The 20,388-nt window shown below is 25.3% G+C and carries 25 protein-coding genes and 2 pseudogenes; 12 read left to right on the forward strand and 15 right to left on the reverse strand.

What is annotated here, in order from left to right; all coding sequences use genetic code 11:
• Positions 1 to 436, forward strand: a pseudogene (locus JG676_RS05630) (ATP-binding protein); the annotation flags it as partial.
• Here the strand turns inward: JG676_RS05630 and JG676_RS05635 are convergent.
• Genes JG676_RS05635 through coaE form a run of 3 tightly spaced genes read right to left on the reverse strand, consistent with a single transcriptional unit; the run spans position 404 to position 2,463 of the window.
• Positions 404 to 1,135 (reverse strand): glucosaminidase domain-containing protein, encoded by a 732-nt coding sequence (locus JG676_RS05635; protein ID WP_306464879.1) that lies wholly within the window; start codon positions 1,133 to 1,135, stop codon positions 404 to 406. The pseudogene JG676_RS05630 and the gene JG676_RS05635 sit on opposite strands and share 33 nt — an antisense overlap.
• Complete coding sequence (dapF, locus tag JG676_RS05640; protein ID WP_200169805.1) at positions 1,110 to 1,859, reverse strand: diaminopimelate epimerase; 750 nt, start codon at positions 1,857 to 1,859, stop codon at positions 1,110 to 1,112. Before dapF ends, JG676_RS05635 begins: the two co-directional genes overlap by 26 nt.
• On the reverse strand, positions 1,846 to 2,463 hold the full coding sequence (gene coaE, locus JG676_RS05645; RefSeq protein ID WP_200217586.1) for a dephospho-CoA kinase: 618 nt from the start codon (positions 2,461 to 2,463) through the stop codon (positions 1,846 to 1,848). Before coaE ends, dapF begins: the two co-directional genes overlap by 14 nt.
• A gap of 60 nt (positions 2,464 to 2,523) precedes the next feature.
• Here coaE and purM point away from each other — a divergent pair, with 60 nt between their 5' ends.
• The 3 genes from purM to JG676_RS05660 are packed head-to-tail and all read left to right on the forward strand — an operon-like array spanning position 2,524 to position 4,419.
• Complete coding sequence (gene purM / locus JG676_RS05650; RefSeq protein WP_200217587.1) at positions 2,524 to 3,513, forward strand: phosphoribosylformylglycinamidine cyclo-ligase; 990 nt, start codon at positions 2,524 to 2,526, stop codon at positions 3,511 to 3,513.
• On the forward strand, positions 3,510 to 3,665 hold the full coding sequence (locus JG676_RS05655; protein ID WP_200217588.1) for a hypothetical protein: 156 nt from the start codon (positions 3,510 to 3,512) through the stop codon (positions 3,663 to 3,665). Before purM ends, JG676_RS05655 begins: the two co-directional genes overlap by 4 nt.
• Complete coding sequence (locus JG676_RS05660; RefSeq protein ID WP_200217589.1) at positions 3,625 to 4,419, forward strand: hypothetical protein; 795 nt, start codon at positions 3,625 to 3,627, stop codon at positions 4,417 to 4,419. The genes JG676_RS05655 and JG676_RS05660 overlap by 41 nt, the downstream gene beginning before the upstream one ends.
• 574 nt (positions 4,420 to 4,993) lie before the next feature.
• Here the strand turns inward: JG676_RS05660 and JG676_RS05665 are convergent.
• The 5 genes from JG676_RS05665 to moaC are packed head-to-tail and all read right to left on the reverse strand — an operon-like array spanning position 4,994 to position 9,212.
• A complete protein-coding gene (locus tag JG676_RS05665; RefSeq protein WP_200169838.1) occupies positions 4,994 to 6,178 on the reverse strand; it encodes a replication-associated recombination protein A in 1,185 nt (394 codons plus the stop codon).
• Positions 6,178 to 7,347 carry a DUF945 family protein gene (locus tag JG676_RS05670; protein WP_200217590.1) on the reverse strand — a complete coding sequence of 390 codons (1,170 nt, stop codon included), beginning with the start codon at positions 7,345 to 7,347 and terminating at the stop codon, positions 6,178 to 6,180. Before JG676_RS05670 ends, JG676_RS05665 begins: the two co-directional genes overlap by 1 nt.
• Positions 7,331 to 8,482: a hypothetical protein gene (locus JG676_RS05675; RefSeq protein WP_200169799.1), complete on the reverse strand. Its 1,152-nt coding sequence runs from the start codon at positions 8,480 to 8,482 to the stop codon at positions 7,331 to 7,333. Before JG676_RS05675 ends, JG676_RS05670 begins: the two co-directional genes overlap by 17 nt.
• A 15-nt stretch (positions 8,483 to 8,497) precedes the next feature.
• Complete coding sequence (locus JG676_RS05680) at positions 8,498 to 8,761, reverse strand: DUF493 family protein (protein ID WP_200169798.1); 264 nt, start codon at positions 8,759 to 8,761, stop codon at positions 8,498 to 8,500.
• Complete coding sequence (gene moaC / locus JG676_RS05685; RefSeq protein ID WP_200169797.1) at positions 8,739 to 9,212, reverse strand: cyclic pyranopterin monophosphate synthase MoaC; 474 nt, start codon at positions 9,210 to 9,212, stop codon at positions 8,739 to 8,741. Before moaC ends, JG676_RS05680 begins: the two co-directional genes overlap by 23 nt.
• 92 nt (positions 9,213 to 9,304) lie before the next feature.
• Here moaC and JG676_RS05690 point away from each other — a divergent pair, with 92 nt between their 5' ends.
• Positions 9,305 to 9,451 (forward strand): highly acidic protein, encoded by a 147-nt coding sequence (locus tag JG676_RS05690; protein WP_200217591.1) that lies wholly within the window; start codon positions 9,305 to 9,307, stop codon positions 9,449 to 9,451.
• On the opposite strand, the gene JG676_RS05695 is transcribed toward JG676_RS05690, so the two are convergent.
• The 4 genes from JG676_RS05695 to rpmI all read right to left on the reverse strand — a co-directional run bounded on the left by JG676_RS05695 (position 9,448) and on the right by rpmI (position 11,581).
• Entirely contained in the window at positions 9,448 to 9,927 is a 480-nt protein-coding gene (locus JG676_RS05695; protein ID WP_200169795.1) for a cysteine permease, read from the reverse strand. The two genes, JG676_RS05690 and JG676_RS05695, sit on opposite strands and share 4 nt — an antisense overlap.
• A 3-nt stretch (positions 9,928 to 9,930) precedes the next feature.
• Complete coding sequence (locus JG676_RS05700; RefSeq protein WP_200217592.1) at positions 9,931 to 10,800, reverse strand: HDOD domain-containing protein; 870 nt, start codon at positions 10,798 to 10,800, stop codon at positions 9,931 to 9,933.
• Positions 10,801 to 10,952: 152 nt separating this feature from the next.
• Positions 10,953 to 11,309: a 50S ribosomal protein L20 gene (gene rplT / locus JG676_RS05705; RefSeq protein WP_200217593.1), complete on the reverse strand. Its 357-nt coding sequence runs from the start codon at positions 11,307 to 11,309 to the stop codon at positions 10,953 to 10,955.
• Positions 11,310 to 11,389: 80 nt separating this feature from the next.
• On the reverse strand, positions 11,390 to 11,581 hold the full coding sequence (gene rpmI / locus JG676_RS05710; RefSeq protein WP_002777995.1) for a 50S ribosomal protein L35: 192 nt from the start codon (positions 11,579 to 11,581) through the stop codon (positions 11,390 to 11,392).
• 145 nt (positions 11,582 to 11,726) lie between these two features.
• Here rpmI and JG676_RS05715 point away from each other — a divergent pair, with 145 nt between their 5' ends.
• From JG676_RS05715 to JG676_RS05730, 4 genes and pseudogenes are all read left to right on the forward strand, one after another.
• Complete coding sequence (locus tag JG676_RS05715) at positions 11,727 to 12,881, forward strand: hypothetical protein (protein WP_200217594.1); 1,155 nt, start codon at positions 11,727 to 11,729, stop codon at positions 12,879 to 12,881.
• A 113-nt stretch (positions 12,882 to 12,994) separates the two neighbouring features.
• Entirely contained in the window at positions 12,995 to 14,176 is a 1,182-nt protein-coding gene (locus JG676_RS05720; RefSeq protein ID WP_200217595.1) for a NifS family cysteine desulfurase, read from the forward strand.
• Between the two features lie 11 nt (positions 14,177 to 14,187).
• Positions 14,188 to 15,159, forward strand: coding sequence for an iron-sulfur cluster assembly scaffold protein (locus JG676_RS05725; RefSeq protein WP_200169790.1), 972 nt, complete (start codon positions 14,188 to 14,190; stop codon positions 15,157 to 15,159).
• 123 nt (positions 15,160 to 15,282) lie between these two features.
• Positions 15,283 to 16,327 (forward strand): annotated as a pseudogene (locus JG676_RS05730) (type I restriction endonuclease).
• Between the two features lie 33 nt (positions 16,328 to 16,360).
• Here the strand turns inward: JG676_RS05730 and JG676_RS05735 are convergent.
• Genes JG676_RS05735 through JG676_RS05745 form a run of 3 tightly spaced genes read right to left on the reverse strand, consistent with a single transcriptional unit; the run spans position 16,361 to position 18,472 of the window.
• Positions 16,361 to 16,870, reverse strand: coding sequence for a DUF2393 family protein (locus JG676_RS05735; RefSeq protein ID WP_200217596.1), 510 nt, complete (start codon positions 16,868 to 16,870; stop codon positions 16,361 to 16,363).
• Positions 16,870 to 17,394, reverse strand: coding sequence for a DUF2393 family protein (locus tag JG676_RS05740; protein WP_200217597.1), 525 nt, complete (start codon positions 17,392 to 17,394; stop codon positions 16,870 to 16,872). Before JG676_RS05740 ends, JG676_RS05735 begins: the two co-directional genes overlap by 1 nt.
• 13 nt (positions 17,395 to 17,407) lie before the next feature.
• A complete protein-coding gene (locus JG676_RS05745; protein WP_200169787.1) occupies positions 17,408 to 18,472 on the reverse strand; it encodes a prohibitin family protein in 1,065 nt (354 codons plus the stop codon).
• Positions 18,473 to 18,613: 141 nt separating this feature from the next.
• Between JG676_RS05745 and JG676_RS05750 the strand changes: the two genes are divergently transcribed.
• Genes JG676_RS05750 through JG676_RS05760 form a run of 3 tightly spaced genes read left to right on the forward strand, consistent with a single transcriptional unit; the run spans position 18,614 to position 20,347 of the window.
• Complete coding sequence (locus JG676_RS05750) at positions 18,614 to 18,820, forward strand: 4-oxalocrotonate tautomerase family protein (RefSeq protein WP_200217598.1); 207 nt, start codon at positions 18,614 to 18,616, stop codon at positions 18,818 to 18,820.
• Entirely contained in the window at positions 18,816 to 19,280 is a 465-nt protein-coding gene (gene bcp / locus JG676_RS05755) for a thioredoxin-dependent thiol peroxidase (protein ID WP_200217605.1), read from the forward strand. The genes JG676_RS05750 and bcp overlap by 5 nt, the downstream gene beginning before the upstream one ends.
• Entirely contained in the window at positions 19,274 to 20,347 is a 1,074-nt protein-coding gene (locus JG676_RS05760) for an epoxyqueuosine reductase QueH (RefSeq protein WP_200217599.1), read from the forward strand. Before bcp ends, JG676_RS05760 begins: the two co-directional genes overlap by 7 nt.
• Positions 20,348 to 20,388: the final 41 nt, after the last annotated feature.

Genomic DNA, 20,388 nt, shown 5'->3' on the forward strand with positions numbered 1-20,388 from the left:
TTCAAATGATAGTGTATATAAAAGTATTAAAAAATTAGAAAATGAATATATTATTTATAATGTAATGCATGATAGTAAGGCTTTAAAAAAAATTTATTTTCAAGATTTTGCTTTTAAAAATGCTTTTTGTATAGAAAAAGATTTTAAGAAGCTTTTTGAAAACCTTATTTTAAATGAATTATTTAAATTTAAAGAAGATATTTATTTTAATAAATTTTTCACTTTTTATTTAAAAGAATCCAAAATAGCTTTTATAGCAAGTCCTACTTTAGATATAGATTTATTAAAACTTAAAGCTAAAAAAATATTACCCAAAGCATTGGAATTTGATATTTTTCATATATTTTTTATCACTCTTTCTAATGAAGAGAATTTTTTTGAGCAAGGGGTTAAATTTGAAATTTTACCTTTTGATAAGTGGGCTTTGAGTTTTTAAATTATCATATTTTTCAAGCTCATATTTTTCTATAATTTTTTTAATAATGCCTATATAAGTATTTTTGTTTTCTGAATAAGAGTGCAAGTTTTCAACAGCTTTAAGTCCTGTAATATTTTTACCCTGAATAAAACAACTTTGTCTTAATGATCTAAAATCTTCGTAAGCAAAATGACGATTTAAATTAAGAATATAAGAATCAACACTTTCTTGCAAAGAGTCAAAAATTCTTATTTTGTGTTTTTTTCCTTCTTGTCTTTCGTTGGGAATTAAACCTTTTTCTCCCCAAGTCCATTCCCCAAATAAATTATTTGCTTCTCTTGCAAAACGACTAGTAGCGGTTGCACTTTCAACTAAAGCTTGTGCTATACCCATAGATTTTGGAATAAGATTGATTTTTTTTTCATATTCATCTAAATTAAATAAATTGCTTATGCGATATTTATTTTTAAGTTCTATAAGTTTTTTTAAGCCATTTATATCAAGGTTTCTAAAACCTGTTTTAGCCCCTTCTTTGATAAAATTTTGGACAAATTCTCTTTCTTTTAATATATTTTCAAATGAATGGTCAAACATTTCATTCATTTTATTAAAAAATATTTCTCTTTGTTTTTCAGGATCTAATTCATAATAATTTTTTTCAAAATTATCAAATCCATAAAGAAAAATAAAACTAAATAAAATAATAATTAGCTTCAAAACAGCACCTCACTTTACCTTGAAAAAATATTTCATTATCTTTAAACTGAAAAATTAATTCTTCATTACTTTTAGGTATTATTTTTATTTCATCATATACTAAAGAATTTAAAAAAGCTAAATAAAAACAAGCACCCATTCCTGTTCCACAAGCTAAAGTTTCATTTTCAACGCCACGTTCGAAAGTGCGCACTTTCATAGTTGTTTTATCGATAATTTGTACATAATTTACATTAGCATTATATTTATCTCTTAAAAATTTAGCTTTTTGAATATCAAATTGGTTGATATCATTGCAAAAATGCACTAAATGTGGCACACCGCTATTGCATTCTTGCCAAAATTCATCTTCATATATAAAAGGTTCTTTTATATATTTTATTTTTCCTAAATTTATATTAACAAGATCATTTTTTATTTGTGCTCTTATAAGACCAGCGCCTGTTAAAAAACTAATATTTTCATTTTTTTTATTAAAATGATGTGCAAAATGTGCCGCGGCTCTGGCTCCATTACCGCACATATTAGCTTTGCTACCATCATTGTTATAAAATTCCCATTCAAAATCAAATTCATTGTGCTTTAATATAGCTATCATTCCATCTGCACCTATGCCTTCATAGCGATTGCAAAGGATTTTAGCAAGAGCACTTTTATCTCCTTTTTTATCAGCATTAAATATTATAAAATCATTTCCACTAGCATAGTATTTATAAAATTTCATTTGTTTCCTTAGAAAGTTTTTCAATAAATTTTATACTTTTTTCTTGAAAAATTTCATAAGAGCTTTCATTGTTAATCACAAAATCTGCTAAAGAAACTTTTTTTTCAATATCCATTAAAGCTTCAATTCTTTTTAAAGCTTCTTCTTTACTTAAATTATCTCTTTGCATAAGTCTTTTTAGGCTTAATTCTTTAGAAGCATAAATTAAAATTACCTTGCCTAAATTTTTATAAGCTTTGTTTTCAAAAAAAAGTGGGACTTCTATAAAAAAAGGTTTATTTTCGCATTCTAAAATTTGCATTTGTTCTAAAATTTTTGTTCTTATTTTAGGATGAGTGAAATTTTCCAAGGTTTTTTTTGCTTGTAAATTTGAAAAAACTATTTTTGCAAGATTTTTTCTGTTTATTTTATTATTTTCTATTAAGCTTAGTTTATCTGTATTAAATGGAATAAAAATTTCTACTAACTCTTTTGAAAAATTATCTAAAATTTGATGAGCAATTTTATCTGCACTTATGCTTTTAAATCCCATAGAATTAGCTATTTTGATAAAAGAACTTTTTCCACAAGCTATAGAAGCAGTTACAAAAAAAGCATTTTTCATCTTATACCTTATTAAATTTTATTTCGTTAAAATATCTTTTTCATTCTTAAAGGAAAATAAATGAAAATTTCATACGAAGATGCAGGCGTAAGTATAGATAAGGGAAATGCTTTTGTAAAAGCAATTAAGCCTATAGTAAAAGAGACTTTTAATGATAATGTAATAGGGGATATTGGATCTTTTTCTGGAGCTTTTAGAATTCCAAGTGGTTTTAAAAAGCCTGTAATTTTAGGAGCTACAGATGGAGTTGGAACAAAACTACGCCTTGCCATAGAGAGTAAAAAATATGATTTTATAGGCCAAGATTTGGTAGCTATGTGCGTAAATGATTTAATTTGTAATTTTGCAACACCTTTATTTTTTTTAGATTATTATGCAAGTGCTAAACTTGAAATTGAAGTTGCAAAAGCTGTTATAGCAAGTATTGCTAAAGGATGTAAAGAAGCAAATTGTGCTTTAATAGGTGGAGAGACAGCTGAAATGCCTGGAATGTATGCAAAAAACGATTTTGACCTAGCTGGTTTTGCTGTAGGTATAGCTGAAGAAGATGAGCTAGATAGAGTTAAGTTTGTTAAAAATGGAGATATATTACTGGCTTTACCTAGTTCAGGACTTCATTCTAATGGATACTCTTTAGCAAGAAAGGTGTTATTTGAAGAATTAAAAATGAATTTTGATGATAAGATTGATGGTAAAAAACTAATTGATATATTATTAGAACCTACGCGTATTTATGTAAAAGATTATTTAAAATTAAAACCTTTTATAAATGCTTTAGCGCATATAACGGGTGGAGGAATTGTTGAAAATTTACCACGCGTATTACCAAGAGGTATAGGTGCTGTAGTTAAAAAACATTATTTAAAAACTCCTGAAATTTTTTATACTATTGGAGAAATTGTAGAAGAAGATGAGATGTATAGGAGTTTTAATATGGGTGCTGGTTTAATAATGATTGTAGAACCTAAAAATGTAAGTAAAGTATTAGAAAATTCAGATGCTTTTATTATAGGAGAGGTAGTGATTAATGAAGGGGTTGTTTTAGAATGAGAAAAATTGTGTTTCATTGTAGCGGTTTTGGCGATACCCTTGTGTGTTTTAAAGCTCTTTATGCTATAAAAGAACTTTACCCTAAAGATAAGCTTATCGTACTTTATTGCAATGAATGGGGGGGGGGATTTAAAAAAACTAAGTTTTATTGATGAGGTATTACATTCTAGTAATTTTTTTCAAGATTTATCATTATTAAATCCTGATATTTTTATAAGTATTCAAAGATCAAGTTCTTTTTTTAAAGAATTAAAAAAACTTAAACTTAAAAAATGTATAGTAAATCCACATTTTATTTCTCTTACTTCAAGTTATTTTACAACTCCATTTCCTTATTTTAGAAGTAAAAAATATATGAGCAAAATTGCCTTAAAACTTGTTAAAGCTATAAATGCTAAACACTATGATAAAAATATTTTAAAGATTGATTTTTCAAAAGTAAAAGATTTTTTACCCAATGATGATAGTTTAAGTAAAAATTTTTTAAAAAATTTAAAATATGAAAAAATTATAGCTATTAATCCTTTTTCTAATAATAGTGAGTATAGAGGCGTAAATTTCTTTATCAAAGATTGGTTAAATCTTACTCGAAATTTAGCTAAAAATCATAGAAATTTTTTATTTATACTTTTAAATTTTGATACAAATCCTATACAAATTAATATTAAAGAATCTAACTTAAAAATATTTGTTAATAATGACAATATAGCCTCTTTAGTAAGTATTTCTAAAAAAATTGACTTTTTTATTAGCGTGGATACAGGTAATGTTCATTTATGTGATATTTTACAAATTCCGAGCTTGGTTTTTATAAGTAAATTAGCCGCTTTTAGATTTAGTGGTGGAAGTTACAAAGGAAAATATGATAGCTTAGTAGTAGATAAAGGCTGGCAAAAAAAAATATAGAAAAGTATTTAATACTTTTAGCCAAAAAGCTTTTTTACAGATAAAAAATTTAAATTAATAATTTTTATAAATTTATTAAATATTATTAATTTTAGGAACGAGATAAATTTGAATGTGTATTTTAAATAAGGGTTAAAAAAGATTTATGATTAAATACTTTTAAAGTTATGCAATTAATATTGATACGAATGTTTTTAAATTGTAAAAGATTTTATTTATTAAAATGGGTTTATTTGTAGAAACATTTTCTAGATTAATTCTATAAAAACACTAAAAAAGCTTATAAAATTGCCAAAATAGTTTATATTAGAATTTACGAAATTAAAAATACGATATATCTTAAAAGACATAAAAAAATATTTTTTTAATTGATAATACTTAAGAAGCTGATGAAATAATACTTCAATTATAAATTAGCCATAAATTTACAAAATTATAAGTTTTATTGATAATAAAATTTGAAAATATTAATTTCTAAAATAAAAGCTATATTTTATAAATTTTTATTTTAGAGAATAATTTATATATTTAGTTTTTGATACAGCTATGAATTTATAAATACTAGATAAATATATTAATTTGATTGATTATTTTTCATTTTTTTTAAATTTTCTAAAAGCCTTGCTTCTTCACCATTACCTTTGCTTTCATAGAATTTTAAATCTTTGCTAAGATATTTTTGCTCAACCCATCCTCCAAAATCGTGAGGATAAAGATAATTTTTTTTATCTGGATGATTATTATTTAGAAAACTTGGAATTTCTAGAGCTTGATTATTTTTTACATAAGCTAAAGCCTGATTTATAGCTTTATAACTTGAATTTGATTTTATGGCACTTGCTAAATATACTACACATTGCGATAAAATAATTCTAGCTTCTGGATAACCTATATGTTTAACTGCTTGTAAAGTTGAAATTGCTAAATTTAAAGCATTAGGATCAGCATTGCCTATATCTTCACTAGCAAATATTACAAGACGTCTAGCAATAAAATCAGCATTTTCTCCACTTTGTATTAATCTAGCTAAATAATAAAGACTAGCATCTACATCGCTTCCTCTTAAGCTTTTAATTAAAGCACTAATTAAAATAAAATGTGTATCTTTTGAATTTACTCCTTCGTTACAAGTATTATTTTTAAGTTTTTTAAGATTAATTAAGCTGATATGTTTTTCATCTAAAACAAGTGCAAATTCAAGCCAATTTAACATTGCTCTTGTATCTGAACTTTTAAGTAAAAATTCTTTCGCATCTTCATCAATGCTAAATTTTAATTCATTTTGAACTTTTGAAAATAAGAAGTCAAGATCTTTAGTTTTTAAACTTTTAAACTCAAAAAGCATAGAGCGGCTTCTAATGCCTTCGCTTAATACAAAATAAGGATTTTCTGTGCTTGCTCCTATTACAATACAACGATAATTTTCCATGGGAATTAAAAGCATTTCTTGTTGGGTTCTATTAAGACGATGTATTTCATCTATAAAAATAAAGGGTTTATAAAGACTATTTTTATAATTTTCTAGTATTTTTCTAAGTTCTTCGAGTTTAAAATTACCACCATCAAATTCATAAAAATCAAGTCCAAATTCTTTAGCTATTACTCTTGCAAAACTTGTTTTTCCACAACCTGCTGGACCAAAGAATATACTATGAGGGAGTTTTTGCATAGCAATGAATTTTTTAAAAATTTCTACAAGTTCATATTGTCCTAAAATTTCATTTAGATTTTTAGGACGAAATTTTAAACTTAAATTAATCAATCTAAAGAAATTCCTAAATTTAAATCATTTCCATTAATTTTTATATGAGAATCATTTTTCGTATCACTTATACTAAGATCCATCACATATTTTCCATCTTTTTGTATAAAATACTCATCAAATCCACCCATAAAAATAGTGCTAGGAAATAGTTTTGAAACTATCTCATCACTTATAATTGTAGCCTTGGCTTGATAATCTCTATTGAAAGCTTGAATATTTGCATTCATTTTAATTTCTTTTTTATTTTTTGAAAAACTAAATTCTTGTATGTTTAAACTAGGATTGAATGCTAAGAATTCTGTTAAATAAAATTCTAGATTTGGTTTTATTCCTTGATTGAGTTCTTTATTTAAATTTTCTAAAGTTTCTTTTGATATTTGATTTAAAGATAAATTTAATTTAAGATCTTTAATTTCTTCTTTAGAATCTGGTGTAATTTCATTAGAAATATTATCAATATTTAAAAGTATATTAAAATTTAAAGTTTTATTATTATTTAAATTGGTGTCTATTTTAGAAACAATATTTTTAAAATTAATTTTATCTATATCAAGATCAGAAATTCTAATTTCTTGCTCACTTTCATAAAAAGTATTTAAAAATTCATCAATACTAAGTGCAGAATTTAAATAATTATTAAAGCTTATTTTATTTGCTTGAATGTGCTCATAAAATGAATCTATAATAATTTGTTCAATATCTAAACTAGCATTTTTAATTTTTGTTTGCTTATCAAATAAAATATTTGCTTTAAGACCTTTGAAAATAAAATCTTCTTCTTTATGGCTTAAATTCACATCATTAAAATAAATATTAAAATTTGTATCATTGAGTGTCAATTTTGCATCGAATTTCCCAAGAGTTTCATTTGAATTTAAAAAGGGATTACTAAAATTTCCTTCCAAATTTTTAGAAGTAAAAAAATTATTATACATATTTAATTCAATTTTAGTTTTTAAATTTTTATTTAAATTAGTAAAAATCATATCATAAGTTATATGAGACTTAAAAAAACCTTGATCAAAATTGATATTTTCAATTTTATAAAACTCTGTATTTTGAGTAATAAGATTAAAAATTTTTTGATTCATTTTACCTACATAAAAAATATGCGTAAAGTATGCTATGATAAGTATTATAAAAATGCTAATAATTTTTTTCATTTCTTTTCCTAATTATTTTTTTTGCTTTTTCCCAAAGTCTTATACCTAGTTTTTTTGCTTTTTTAGAATTTAAATCATTGAATTTTTCGTTATTTTTTTCAAGTTCTAAAATTTCTTGTTTAAATTCATAGAATTTTCTTTGGGCGAATTTATTAAAATCATTAATTTTTGGATTTTTTTTAAGTTCATTAAGATTAAAAATAAGTTGCTCTCTGCTTTCTGAAGCAAAACGTTTAAGTTTTGCAAATAAATTATCTAGCTCATTTTCTAATAAATTTTCAACAATTTTTTTAGAAGGATTATTTTGTTTTTTACTCTCTATTTTTAAAAGTTCAATAAAATCATCTTCTATATGTATCAATTCTTTACTTTTTATATAAATCTCTTCTTGAAAATTTTTATAGGCAAAAGAATTTTTAAATTTTTCTATACTTAAAGTAATACCTTCTTGAGTTCCTTTGATGCTTCCTAAGCATAAGTCTTTAGCATAAACTATTGATTCATTTGCTATTTCAAAGGCAGTATTTAGCACTATACTTGAAATTTTAAGCATTCTTTCCTTTTCAAAATTTGTTTCACAAATAGCATTATATACAAGATTTTTAGCAATTTCACTACTTGTTAATTCAACATCTTCTCCTTTTTCAAGTGTTGTTAAAAAAGCACTTTCGGCAGTTTCTTTTAAAATACCTAGCATTTCAATATCAAATAAAATTGCATCGTTGATATTGCTTAGTAGCTTATCTTTATAAGATGAGTGCAGTAAAGTTTTTTCAAATTCTAAAACATTATTAATAATTTGATTTTTTAATATATTTTTTTGATTTTCAGCTTTTCTCTTAAAAATAGCCATTTTATCGATATAGCTATAAAGAGTATTTTCTTCTTCATAAATACTTGCTTTAATGAGAGTTCTTATGAGTAAGGTTGCATTTTCATCGTTTAATAAATCAATTTTTTTAAGTGAATTTAAAAATTCGATCAAAAGTTGATTAAGAATTTCCTGAGAATTATTTTTATTTTTTTCTACTTGTTCTTTGACTAGATTAAAGACTAATTTTTCGATTAAATTTTTAACATTTTCTTTAGGGGAATTTAAAAGTGAATTTTCAAAAATAATTATAGTATTTTTCATAATCAAATTTTCTTTCTATAAAACAAATTGAGCTTTATTTTTTAATTTTTCAAAAATATTTAGACGATCTTTTTTGCTATCTACATAAACAGAAAGCAAATAACTTTGATATTTTCCATTTTTACTTGAGTTTGTGTGTTTAAATTTAAAATCTCTTTGCTTTAAAATATCCGTAAAAATTTCTTCTGCTTTTGTTTCTGCATAAAAAATAACCTTATAATCCCAATAAGTAGGATAATTTATGATAGGTTCTTGATTAAGATCTATTATATTCTCCACTTTTACCCCCTTGTTTATGTTCTAAAATAATATTATCAATACGCATAGTTTTATCAATAGCCTTAACCATATCATAAATAGTAAGCAAACCTATACTTACTGCTGTAAGTGCTTCCATTTCAACTCCTGTTTTTCCTTCGCATTTAATGCTTACTAATAATTTAAAAGAGTATTCTTTTTCATTTTCTATTATATTTGTTTGAATTTGACTAAGCATTAAAGGATGACACATTGGTATAAGTTCGCTTGTTTTTTTAGCACCCATAATTGCTGCTATAACGGCAGTTTGTAAAACAGGCCCTTTTTTAGCTGTATTTTGTTTTATAGCATTAAAAGCTTCTTTACTCATAAAAATAATTCCACTTGCTGTAGCAATTCTTTGTGTGATATCTTTTGCACTTACATCAACCATTTGAGGTTGATTGTTTTGATCTAGATGGGTGATTTTCATAATATACCTTAATAAAAATATTAAATTATAACAAAATGATTAAAAATTTAAGCTAAAATAAGTTTTATATAATTATTTATAAGGAGGAAAATATGACTTACGATGATGAAGAATATGTAGATTATGATGAATTAGAAGAAGAGCAAGAATATAAAGATTATCCAAAAAACTATAATTATGATGAAGATGATTATGAGTATAGTGATGAGGATAAAGATGACTTTTATGAAATAGATTAATAATATCCAACGCACATACTATCAGTAATTTTAATGCGTTTTTCAAAAGGGGCTGGACTAAAGAAATGGCATTTTTCTATATAGATAAATTGATGATAATCCAGTCCCAAAAAATCATAAAATGCTTTTAAATTTACAAATTTAACTCCATAAATCTCTTTAATATCTAAAATTTTATAAATAGAAGAATTATTTTTTTTAACTAAATGAGAAGGAGCTAAAGTTGTAAAAGAACAAAAAGAGCTTGCAAGAACAAATCCATTTAAATTACTGCATTGTTTTATAATATGTTTATATTTTTTTAAAATGCAATTTTTATGCAAAAAAATCGTTCTTGTTCCTTGATATTTAGCAATGCTAATATTTTTCCAAAATTTATAAGCATTTTTTGAGATATTTGCAAGTTTATGAAATTCGGCATTTAAGATATAATCATCTAAAAATTCATTTGGTGGCAAGATGATAGTTTTCATCATCTTTTAATTTTTATTTAAATTTTCTTTTGCTTTAGGAGGTAATTTTGATAAAAAATTATGTATATCAAAAGAAATTCCTTGCAAATTCGCTTCTTCAAGAAGTGCTATAGCAGTTTTGACATTAAAAGAAGAGCCACCATTATATGGGGTAAAAAGATGATCAATAACCGATAAAGCATAAGATGATTTTTTAATTTTTTCAGAAGCAGAATGTGGAGTATGTATAAAGCAAATAGTTTCAACTAAACTTTCATCAAAATTCCAACGATGCAGTAAAAAACCTAAAAATGATATATGATCAACTCCTAAATATTTATTTTCAGCCTCTTTTACATCATCAAATCCTGTTTTTTTAAGATATTCTAAAAATTCTTTATCCTTGTTATTTTGCATTAAAAAATTAGCAAATACAATCATACCTAGTCTTAAAAGCAAGGCGCACGGAGCAAGTAGATAAGAAAGTTGTTTATCTTCTTCATTAAGCCAATTTGAAATAAAAAGTATTTCTTCTCTACAAGTATTTAAAAAAACTGAAGTATCTAAACCATAGGGAGTAAGATCAACTTTAAAATTATCCTTAATAGAATCAGCAGTGATAAGGTTTTTAATATTTGCAATACCTAATAAAGTAATCACTTGATTAATAGTTGTAATTTCTCTTGAGAAACCATAATAAGGAGAATTAGCAAGCTTTAAAAGTTTAGCTGTTATCAAAGGATCATTAGAAATGATTTCAGCAACTTTGCTTGTCTCTATATTAGCACCTGATTTTTCTATATAATCATTAAGTTTTATAATTGTATCAGGCAAAGGAGGAAGAGTTTCTACGCTTTTAAGTAAAATTTCATTTATGTCTTCATTGCTTGATTGCATTTTTATTCCTTTTATTATGGTTAAATGAACACTAAGTCTTTATTATATCTAAATTTTAATTTACTATTTGATTAATAATGAATTTATTTTTTTGAGTAAAGTTAGAAATATTAAAAAAGAAGTTAGAGTCAATTAAATTGACTCTTAAAAAATTATTTTAAATGTTCTTTAACGTTTTGAACAATTTTTGCAAAAGCACTAGCATCATTCATGGCTAAATTAGCTAAAATTTTTCTATCAAGCTCTATATTTGCTTTTTTAAGACCATTGATAAATTTAGAATAGCTAATATTATTTAATCTACAAGCAGCATTGATGCGTATAATCCATAAACGACGAAAATCTCTTTTTTTACGACGTCTATCACGATATGCATAAACTAAACTTCTTTCTAGTTGTTCTTTTGCTTTTCTAAAATGTTTATGGCGACCACTATAAAAGCCTCTTGCTAGTTTTAAAATTTTCTTATGTCTGCGGCGTCTTACTATACCTGTTTTTACTCTTGCCATATTTATTCCTTTTTTACAAATTGGCGTCCAAAATGGATCTTTCCCTATTTAGGGGAGCTTAAATGACTTTTGTCAAAAACTTAAATTCCTAACATCTTTTCAACAGCTTTAACATTTGTGCTATGAACGTATTTAGCTGTTCTAAGATCACGCATTCTTTTTGCAGGTTTTTTTGTCAAAATATGACTTCTAAAAGCAGAGCCTCTTTTGATTTTATTTTTACCTACTTTAAAGCGTTTAACTGCGCTTTTAACGCTTTTCATTTTTGGCATATTTTTCCTTTAAAATTTAAGAATAGTGTTTGAAATACTAATGAAATTTTGCTTTTTTTACGCTGAATTTAAACTTTTTAGTAATTATTTTTTGGCACAACTTTTGCTTATAAAACCTAAGTAATATTTTTGAAAAGAGATTTTTATGTTAATAGGTTTAGCTAATCCATATCAAAATTTGGCTTTAACTCATTATGAAAAAAGTGCATTATTAAATTTAAATAGTGAAGAACAGATTACTAATTTAAATAATGATTTAAATTCATCTTTTGATTATAAATTTACCCAAACAACTTATCCAAGTGAATTTGGTTTTAGGATAAATGAGCAAGGTTTTTTTAGTGAAGATTTAAATAAAATTTCTCATATTCCACAATCTTATCAAATTCATATTAAAAGTGTAAGAAGTATAGCCAAAGAAATGGTTAAGCAAGATGAAAATTTAAATTATAATCAAATAGATTTACCCTATATACTTAATAGTTATTATAGTTCTTTAAAAGCTTTAAATCCAGAATTTAAAGAAAATAATAATGATAATTTAAGTCGTGATGAAATTTCTAAACTTATGCAAGGATTTTCAACTGATAATGGAAATTTATTAGGACAAGTTAATCGTGTATACGAAAATCAAGAGATGTTAAATTCAGCTTTAGATAAGAATAAAAATTTAAACACCTTAATGCTTGATAATAAAATTATTAATTTTCATTTTGATAAAGCAATCAATAATACTTCATCTAATGAAATTATTAAACCATATTTAAATAAAAATTCAGAAGTTTCAAAATCCGGTCTTTTAGCTAATTTTATTTATCAAGATATAAAAAATAAAAATGAAGAACAATTAAATTTTTTTATGAAGCCTATAAATCTTGATTTTAATTCCCATAGAAATTTATATAAAATTTTAGAAGGAGATGGGTCTATTGAAGATTATATTAAGGAAAATAATGAAAAAAAAATGAGTTTTGATCTTTATCTTTATGTAAATGGTGTAGATAAAAATACAATTTCTAAAGAAAAACTTTCTGTATTTTTTCAGCAATATATAAACTATCAAAAAGATATGGATTTGAGAGAATTTGCAAATTCTAGCTCTATTTTTAAAATTTATACAGATTTTTTAATTGAAGAATTTAATACTTTAAAACAAGAATATCAAAATCAAAACAATAATGAAAATTTATCTTTAATTAATCAAGAAAAAACTCAAAGCTTTAATTATTTTTTAAAACACAGGGAAAGACAAGCAAATTTAAATAAAGTTTTATATTCTTACATTAATGCAATGTCTTAACATTATTGAATAGCAATTTTATAAAATTTAGTTTAAATTTTATAAAATTGTGCTATTATCAGTTTAAAAGATTAATAAGATAAAAAATATCCTAATTATTTTAGAGGAATGAAATGAAAGTATATTTAGATAATAATGCAACTACCATGCTTGATCCTAGCGCTTATGAGCTTATGCTACCTTTTTTTAAAGATATGTACGGCAATCCTAATAGTCTTCACCAGTGGGGTTCTCAAACTCATCCGGCTTTAAGAGAAGCTATGGATAAACTTTATGCAGGATTAAATGCAAGCGATTTAGATGATATAGTTATAACTTCTTGTGCGACAGAAAGTATTAATTGGGTTTTAAAAAGTGTATATTTTGATTATATTTTGCATAAAGATCGTAATGAAGTAATTATTTCAGGCGTAGAGCATCCAGCAGTTATAGGTGCTGCTATGTTTTTAAAATCTTTAGGAGTAAAAGTAATAGAGCTTCCAGTAAATGATGAGGGAATTTCTACTCTTGAAGATTTAAAAAATATTATTAGTGATAAAACAGCATTGGTAAGTGTTATGTGGGCAAATAATGAAACAGGTATGATTTTTCCTATTAAAGAAATGGCAGAGCTTGCTCATCAATATGGAGCTTTATTTCATACTGATGCTACTCAAGCTGTAGGAAAAATTAAAGTAAATTTAAGAGAAATGAATGTTGACTTTGCCTCATTTTCAGCTCATAAATTCCATGGTCCTAAAGGAGTTGGAGGACTTTTTATTAAAAAAGGTTTAAAATTAACTCCTTTATTGCATGGGGGTGAACATATGGGAGGACGTAGAAGTGGGACATTGAATGTGGCTTTTATCGTTGCTATGGCTGAAGCTTTGCGTATTGCAAATATGATGCTAGATTTTGAAAATTCTCATATTAGACGTTTAAGAGATAGATTAGAAGATAAAATTTTAGCCATTAAAGATACTTCTGTAGTTGGAAAAAGAGAGCACAGAGTTCCAAATACAATTTTAGCAAGTATTAAAGGAGTTGAAGGGGAGGCAATGCTTTGGGATCTTAATAAAAATGGCATTGCAGCTAGCACAGGATCAGCTTGTGCAAGTGAAGCATTAGAAAGCAATCCTATAATGGAAGCTATAGGAGCAGAAAATGATCTAGCTCACACAGCTTTAAGACTTTCTTTATCACGTTTTAATACAGAAGAAGAGATTGATTATGTTGCAAAACAAATTGAAAGTGCAACACAAAGATTAAGAGCAATTTCTTCTACATACGCTTATAATCCAAATAATTATAAATAAAAGGAAATATTATGGGAAAAAATAGCTTAATTGGTGGATCTATTTGGGAAGAATATTCTCAAAAAGTTCAAGATAGAATGAACAATCCAAAATTTATGGGTGAATTTAGTGAAGAAGATGCTAAAGCGCGCAATGCAAAATTGATAGTTGCAGATTTTGGAGCAGAAAGTTGTGGTGATGCTGTAAGGCTTTATTGGCTTGTTGATGAAAAAACAGATACTATCATAGATGCTAAATTTAAAAGTTTTGGTTGTGGAACAGCTATTGCAAGCAGTGATACTATGGCTGAGCTTTGTATAGGAAAAAAAGTTGATGAAGCTGTTAAAATTACAAATTTAGACGTTGAATTTGCAATGCGTGATAATCCAGAAACTCCAGCTGTTCCTCCGCAAAAAATGCATTGTTCTGTAATGGCTTATGATGTTATTAAACAAGCAGCAGCTAAATACAAAGGAGTAAATCCAGAAGATTTTGAAGATCAAATTATAGTTTGTGAATGTGCTAGAGTAAGTCTTGGAACAATTAAAGAAGTGATTAAACTTAATGATTTGCATTCTGTTGAGGAGATCACTCAATTTACAAAAGCAGGGGCATTTTGTAAATCTTGTGTAAAACCAGGTGGGCACGAGAGCAGGGAGTATTATCTGGTTGATATCTTAGCACAAACTAGAGCTGAAATGGAAAAAGAAAGACTTCAAGGAAATTTAAAAGATGATATTGCTTTTAATGATATGACTGTAGTAAAACAATTAAAAGCCGTAGAAACTGTTTTAGATAGTGAAATTCGTCCTATGCTACACGGCGATGGTGGAGATTTAGAAGTAATTGATATACAAAAATCAGAAAATGGAACTATTGATGTATATATACGCTATCTTGGTGCTTGTAGCGGATGTTCTAGTGGCAGTGGATCAACACTTTATGCTATAGAAAATATTTTACAAGAAGAATTAAGTCCAAATATACGCGTATTGCCTGTTTGATTTATTTGATTAAAGCTTAAATATAAGCTTTAATTTTTATTAAAACTTCAATTATACTTTAATAGAAGACTAAATATTTAATTAATATAATTTTAATTTTTAAGATATAATAAAGGATATGTAATGGATTTTGAAAATGGACTTAATGCTATTATTGAGACAATAGCTGAACGCAAAGCACTTGTTAATACTGAAGAAGCTACTAAGATGACTTTTATAATGCCTTTTTTAAAAGTTTTAGGTTATGATGTTTTTAATCCTAGTGTTGTAGTGCCAGAATACACCGCAGATATAGGAACTAAAAAAGGCGAAAAGGTTGATTATGCAATTTTTAAAGATTCAAAACCTTTTACTGATCGAAGCTAAAAATCATACTGAAAATCTAGATAATCATAATAATCAGCTTGTAAGATATTTTAATGCTAGTCCTAGTATAAAATTTGCTATTCTTACTAATGGAATTGAGTATAGATTTTTTACCGATATGGACCAAACTAATTTAATGGATAAAACTCCTTTTTTAGTAGTAAATCTTGAAAAATTAAAACCTAGGGATATTAAAGATTTAAAACGCTTTTTTACTTGCACAGATTTAAATTTGGACGAAATTTTAAGCATTGCTATGGAAAAAAAGCATTATAGAGGCATACAAGAAATATTTAAAAATGAAATAGAAAATCCAAGCGATGAATTTACAAGTTTTTTTGCTAAACAAATGACAGAAAGAAGAATGACTAGTGCTGTTTTAGATGAATTTAGAAATTATATAAAAAAATCTTTTAAAGAAATTATTAATGATTTAGCATATGAGAAAATTACGAATATTAAAAATAATTTACAAAGCATCAATGATGATGAAGATGAAGAGCAAATTGATGAGAGTAAAGATATAGTAACTACTGAAGAAGAATTACAAGGTTTTTATATAGTAAAATCAATACTTGCGCAAATTAATGCAAATCTTGATGAAATAAATTATAAAGATACTTTGAGTTATTTTGGAATTTTATATCAAGGCAAGGTTACGAAATGGATATGTAGATTGTATTTTAATACAACTAAAAAAAGTGTCAGTTTTCCTGATGGAAGTGTGAAAAATATTGAAAAATTAGAAGATATTTATAATCTAAAAGATGAAATTATCAAAGCTTATGAGAGTAGAAAATAAATCAAAAAATCTAAGTTTTAAATTTTATAAAACTTAGATACATTTTAAGGTATTATAGATTTCTGGATTAGAAAAACTCGGAGGAAAAGGAATAGTTGCTGAGAATTCTTTATAGGTATTTCCTGGTAACTTATCAATAATTTCTATAATATGTGATACTGAATCACTTTTCATTTTTGCTTTTTTAAGATTTTCTTCATAAAAGATATCTTTATTTGCTTCTTTTCTATCGGCCATACTAAGATAAAGATAGCATTTTCTTATATCAAATTTGGTTAAATTTTTAACTATTCCTTTGATAATTAAATTTTCATTCCTTAAATCTCTTGTATAGCTTAGTTTTTCAATACTTGCTTTGATGGTAAATTGATTAATTGTAAGGAAGGTTGAATAAATTAAAAGAGAACTAAAAATAGTATTTATAGTATAAAATAATAACGCACTTTCTTTTTGTTTGACTTTTAAAAAAATGATAATACAAATAAGTATAAAGCATAAAAATAAAATAATAAAAGCCAATAAATGAAAAATAGTAAAATGCATTAAAAACACTTTGAATCTAATTTTATAGTATGGTTTTCGTCAATAAAATTCTCAAAAGTTATTCTTTGAGTTTGGGTTGTATTTTTTTTTAGATCTTTAATCTCCATACTTTTTATTCTATAAGGTATAAATTGGTTTTTATAATAAAGTATTAGATTATTTTTATCACCAATTCTATAAATTTTAGCCGTAATTTTGCAAATTTTAAAATTAGTTTTAGCATTATTACTGATATCAAAATCAATAACTAAAGAATTTGAGCTTTGAATTTTTAATTCTTGAATAATATTTGTTTTGCGATTCCTTACCTCAAAATCTATAAATCTATAGCCATATATATAAAGAAAAAAACAAACAACAATATTAAAAGCAATAATAATTAAAGCAGTAATTGGCCTATGTCTTAAAAAAAAGCATAAAAGCAATACGCAAATAAAGAGAAAAAAGATAAGTAAAATTAACATATAATCAACCAAATAAAAGTGGTTGATATAAAATAGTAAATTTTCTTTTAAATTTTGCATTTTGCTTTAGTATTTAATTGTTAATAGAGCTTTGTTTTTTAGCATCTTTTGTATCAACCCAAATATTTGGGACCGCACCACCAGGAGTTAAGAAAATTTTAGCATCTTTATTAATTTTTAAAGCTTCATTAAATTCTTTTTGAGTTTCTATTTGCTTAAGTGTTAATAAAGGATTATTTAAACTATTAGCAATTTCTTTATTTGAATATGCTTGAGCATCTGCTTCAATCTTAACAGCCATTGCCTTACCTTTAGCACTAATAATGGTTGCATTAGCCTCACCCTCAGCTAAAGCTGCTTTTTTTAAAGCCTCTTGATTGGCTCTTTCTACTTCATATTTTGTTCTTTCAGCTTCTTGTTTAGCAATTTGAACGCGTTCAATTTGTTCTTTGACTTTAGAAGGAAGTATGATTTCTCTTAATTGAACAGCACGAAGTTCTACCGGTTCGTTTGGTTGTGCTTCTATAGTTTTTCTAATACCCTCTTCAATTTGCGTAGCTATAGCATTACGATTAGTAGGTAATTCTTCTGCTGTGTATTTACCTACTACACTTCTTACTACATCACGCACAACAGGATCGATAATTTTATTTTCCCAATTTAAACTCCAAGTAGCAATAGTTTGGGGAACTTGTAAAGGGTTTAAGCGATATTGAACGGTTACATCTATTGAAACTGGAAGTCCTCTTGAATCCAAAACAGAAATACTATTTTTATTGATAACACCAGAGCCTAAATTTAAATTTTCATTAGTTCCCTCTATGGAAGCATAATTGATTTGTCTTACTCTAGTATCAATAATAGTGATTTTTTGTACAAAGGGTAAAAAAAAGTGAAGTCCTGGCTCTAAAGGGTTAGGATTGTATTTACCAGTTGTTGATTTAATCCCCATTTCACCAGAATTTACTATAGCAAAAGGTTTTGCAATAACGATTAATAATATAATTGCTAAAATAGTATAAATTATAGGTGAAAATTTTCCAAAACCTTTAAAATTAAAATCTGGGGTTTTAAAATTTAAGTTTTGTTTATTGTTCTGATTTTTTTTATTGAAATAATCATTTAAATCAGCCGGCATTTTTTTCCTTTCTTGAATATCTAAAATTATAAAATCATTAATTTTTAGTTTTTTTAATGATTTTATAATTTTATCAAAAATATACTAATGAAATTAGAATTTATGAAATTGAGTATTTAAAATTTTTTAAGGAGTTTTTTTATGCCTTTAGTTACTATAAAGCTTGCAAAACCTGCGCTAAGTAAAGAGCAGAAATCAAATTTGATTTCTGATGTAACAGAACTTTTAAGTACTAAGTATAGTAAAAATAAAGAAAGAATAGTTGTTGTTTTAGAAGATATTGAAAATTATGATATTGCTTTTGGTGGAAAAAGTGTAGAACAAATTAAAAAGGAAGAAAATGATTGAGTTAAAAATAGGAGATATTGCACCTACTTTTGAATTATTAAATCAAGATGGAATTAAAATTTCTTTAAAAGATTTTATAGGAAAAAAAGTAATTTTATATTTTTATCCAAAAGATAATACTCCAGGTTGTACAATGGAAGCTTGTGATTTTAGTGGGGATTATGAAAAATTTAGTGAAAAAAATGCAGCGATTATAGGGATAAGTCCAGATAGTGTTAAATCTCATACCAATTTTATACAAAAATATAATTTAAAACATATTTTATTAAGTGATAGCGAAAAAGAAGTTTCAAAAATGTATGGAGCTTGGGGACTTAAAAAAAATTATGGAAAAGAATATGAAGGTATTATAAGATCAACTTTTGTGATAGATGAAAAAGGAAAAATTATTAAAATTTATAAAAATGTTAAAGCTAAAAATCACGCACAAAAAGTTTTTGAAGAACTTTGTTTATGTTAGTTCATATTTGTTGTAGTGTTGATTCTCATTTTTTTTTACAAGAATTAAAAAAATATTATCCTAATGAAAAACTAATAGCTTTTTTTTATGATCCAAATATCCATCCTTATAGCGAGTATGAGCTAAGATATTTAGATGTAAAAAGAAGCTGTGATAAACTCAAAATAAAACTTTACAAAGGTGATTATGATTATATAACTTGGCTTAATGCAGTGCGTGGTTATGAAAATGAACCAGAAAAAGGATTAAGATGTTCAATTTGTTTTGATTTGAGAATTTTTAAAAGTGCTCAATTTGCGAAAAAACTTGGTGAAACAAAACTAACAACGACACTTCTTACAAGTCCTAAAAAAGATTTAAAGCAACTTGAGGAAGCTTTGAATAAACAATGCACTTCTTATGGTATTGAATTTATAGCTCCTGATTTTAGAAAAAATGGGGGCACACAAAGACAATTTGCACTAGCAAAAAAAGATATGCTTTATCATCAAAATTATTGTGGCTGTATTTATGGGCTTAAAAAGCAAAAGGAAAATAAAAATTTTATTGATGAATTAATGAGTCCAGTTACTAAGCAAATTCTTCCTTCTAGTATAGAAGAGAGAATTTTACTATATAAAAAAATTTCTAGATTAGAAAAGAGAAAAATTGCTTTTAAAATTTTAAGAGAAAAATTTCTAAATTATAGACTTTTAAAAGCTTTAATAAAAATTGATAAAAAAGTAGTTAGAAGTTATATTTTATTTTATTCTCATTTTAAAAATCCTTATATTAAATTTAGTTTAGATAAAGATTATGAACAAGTTTATATGAGTTTTAAAGATGAGATAAATTTTTGGGATTTTGATTATTTTAATGCTTTATTAAAAAATAGATTTGCAAATTTTAATGATTTTTTAAAAAAACCATTAAAAATTAAACAAGAAATTTCTTTGCGTCAAAAATTATTAGGTGCTTATAATCTTTCTCCTATTATTATTTTAGATAAAATTATTAAAGGACGTTATGAAATTTTAGCTCAAAGTGAAATTTATTTTGATACAAGAGAAAAAATTGTTTTTATTTAATATCATTTAAATTTTTATGCTTTTATTAGCATTTTTTTTGT

This window comes from Campylobacter sp. 2018MI34 (assembly GCF_016598975.1).
GTDB lineage: Bacteria > Campylobacterota > Campylobacteria > Campylobacterales > Campylobacteraceae > Campylobacter_D.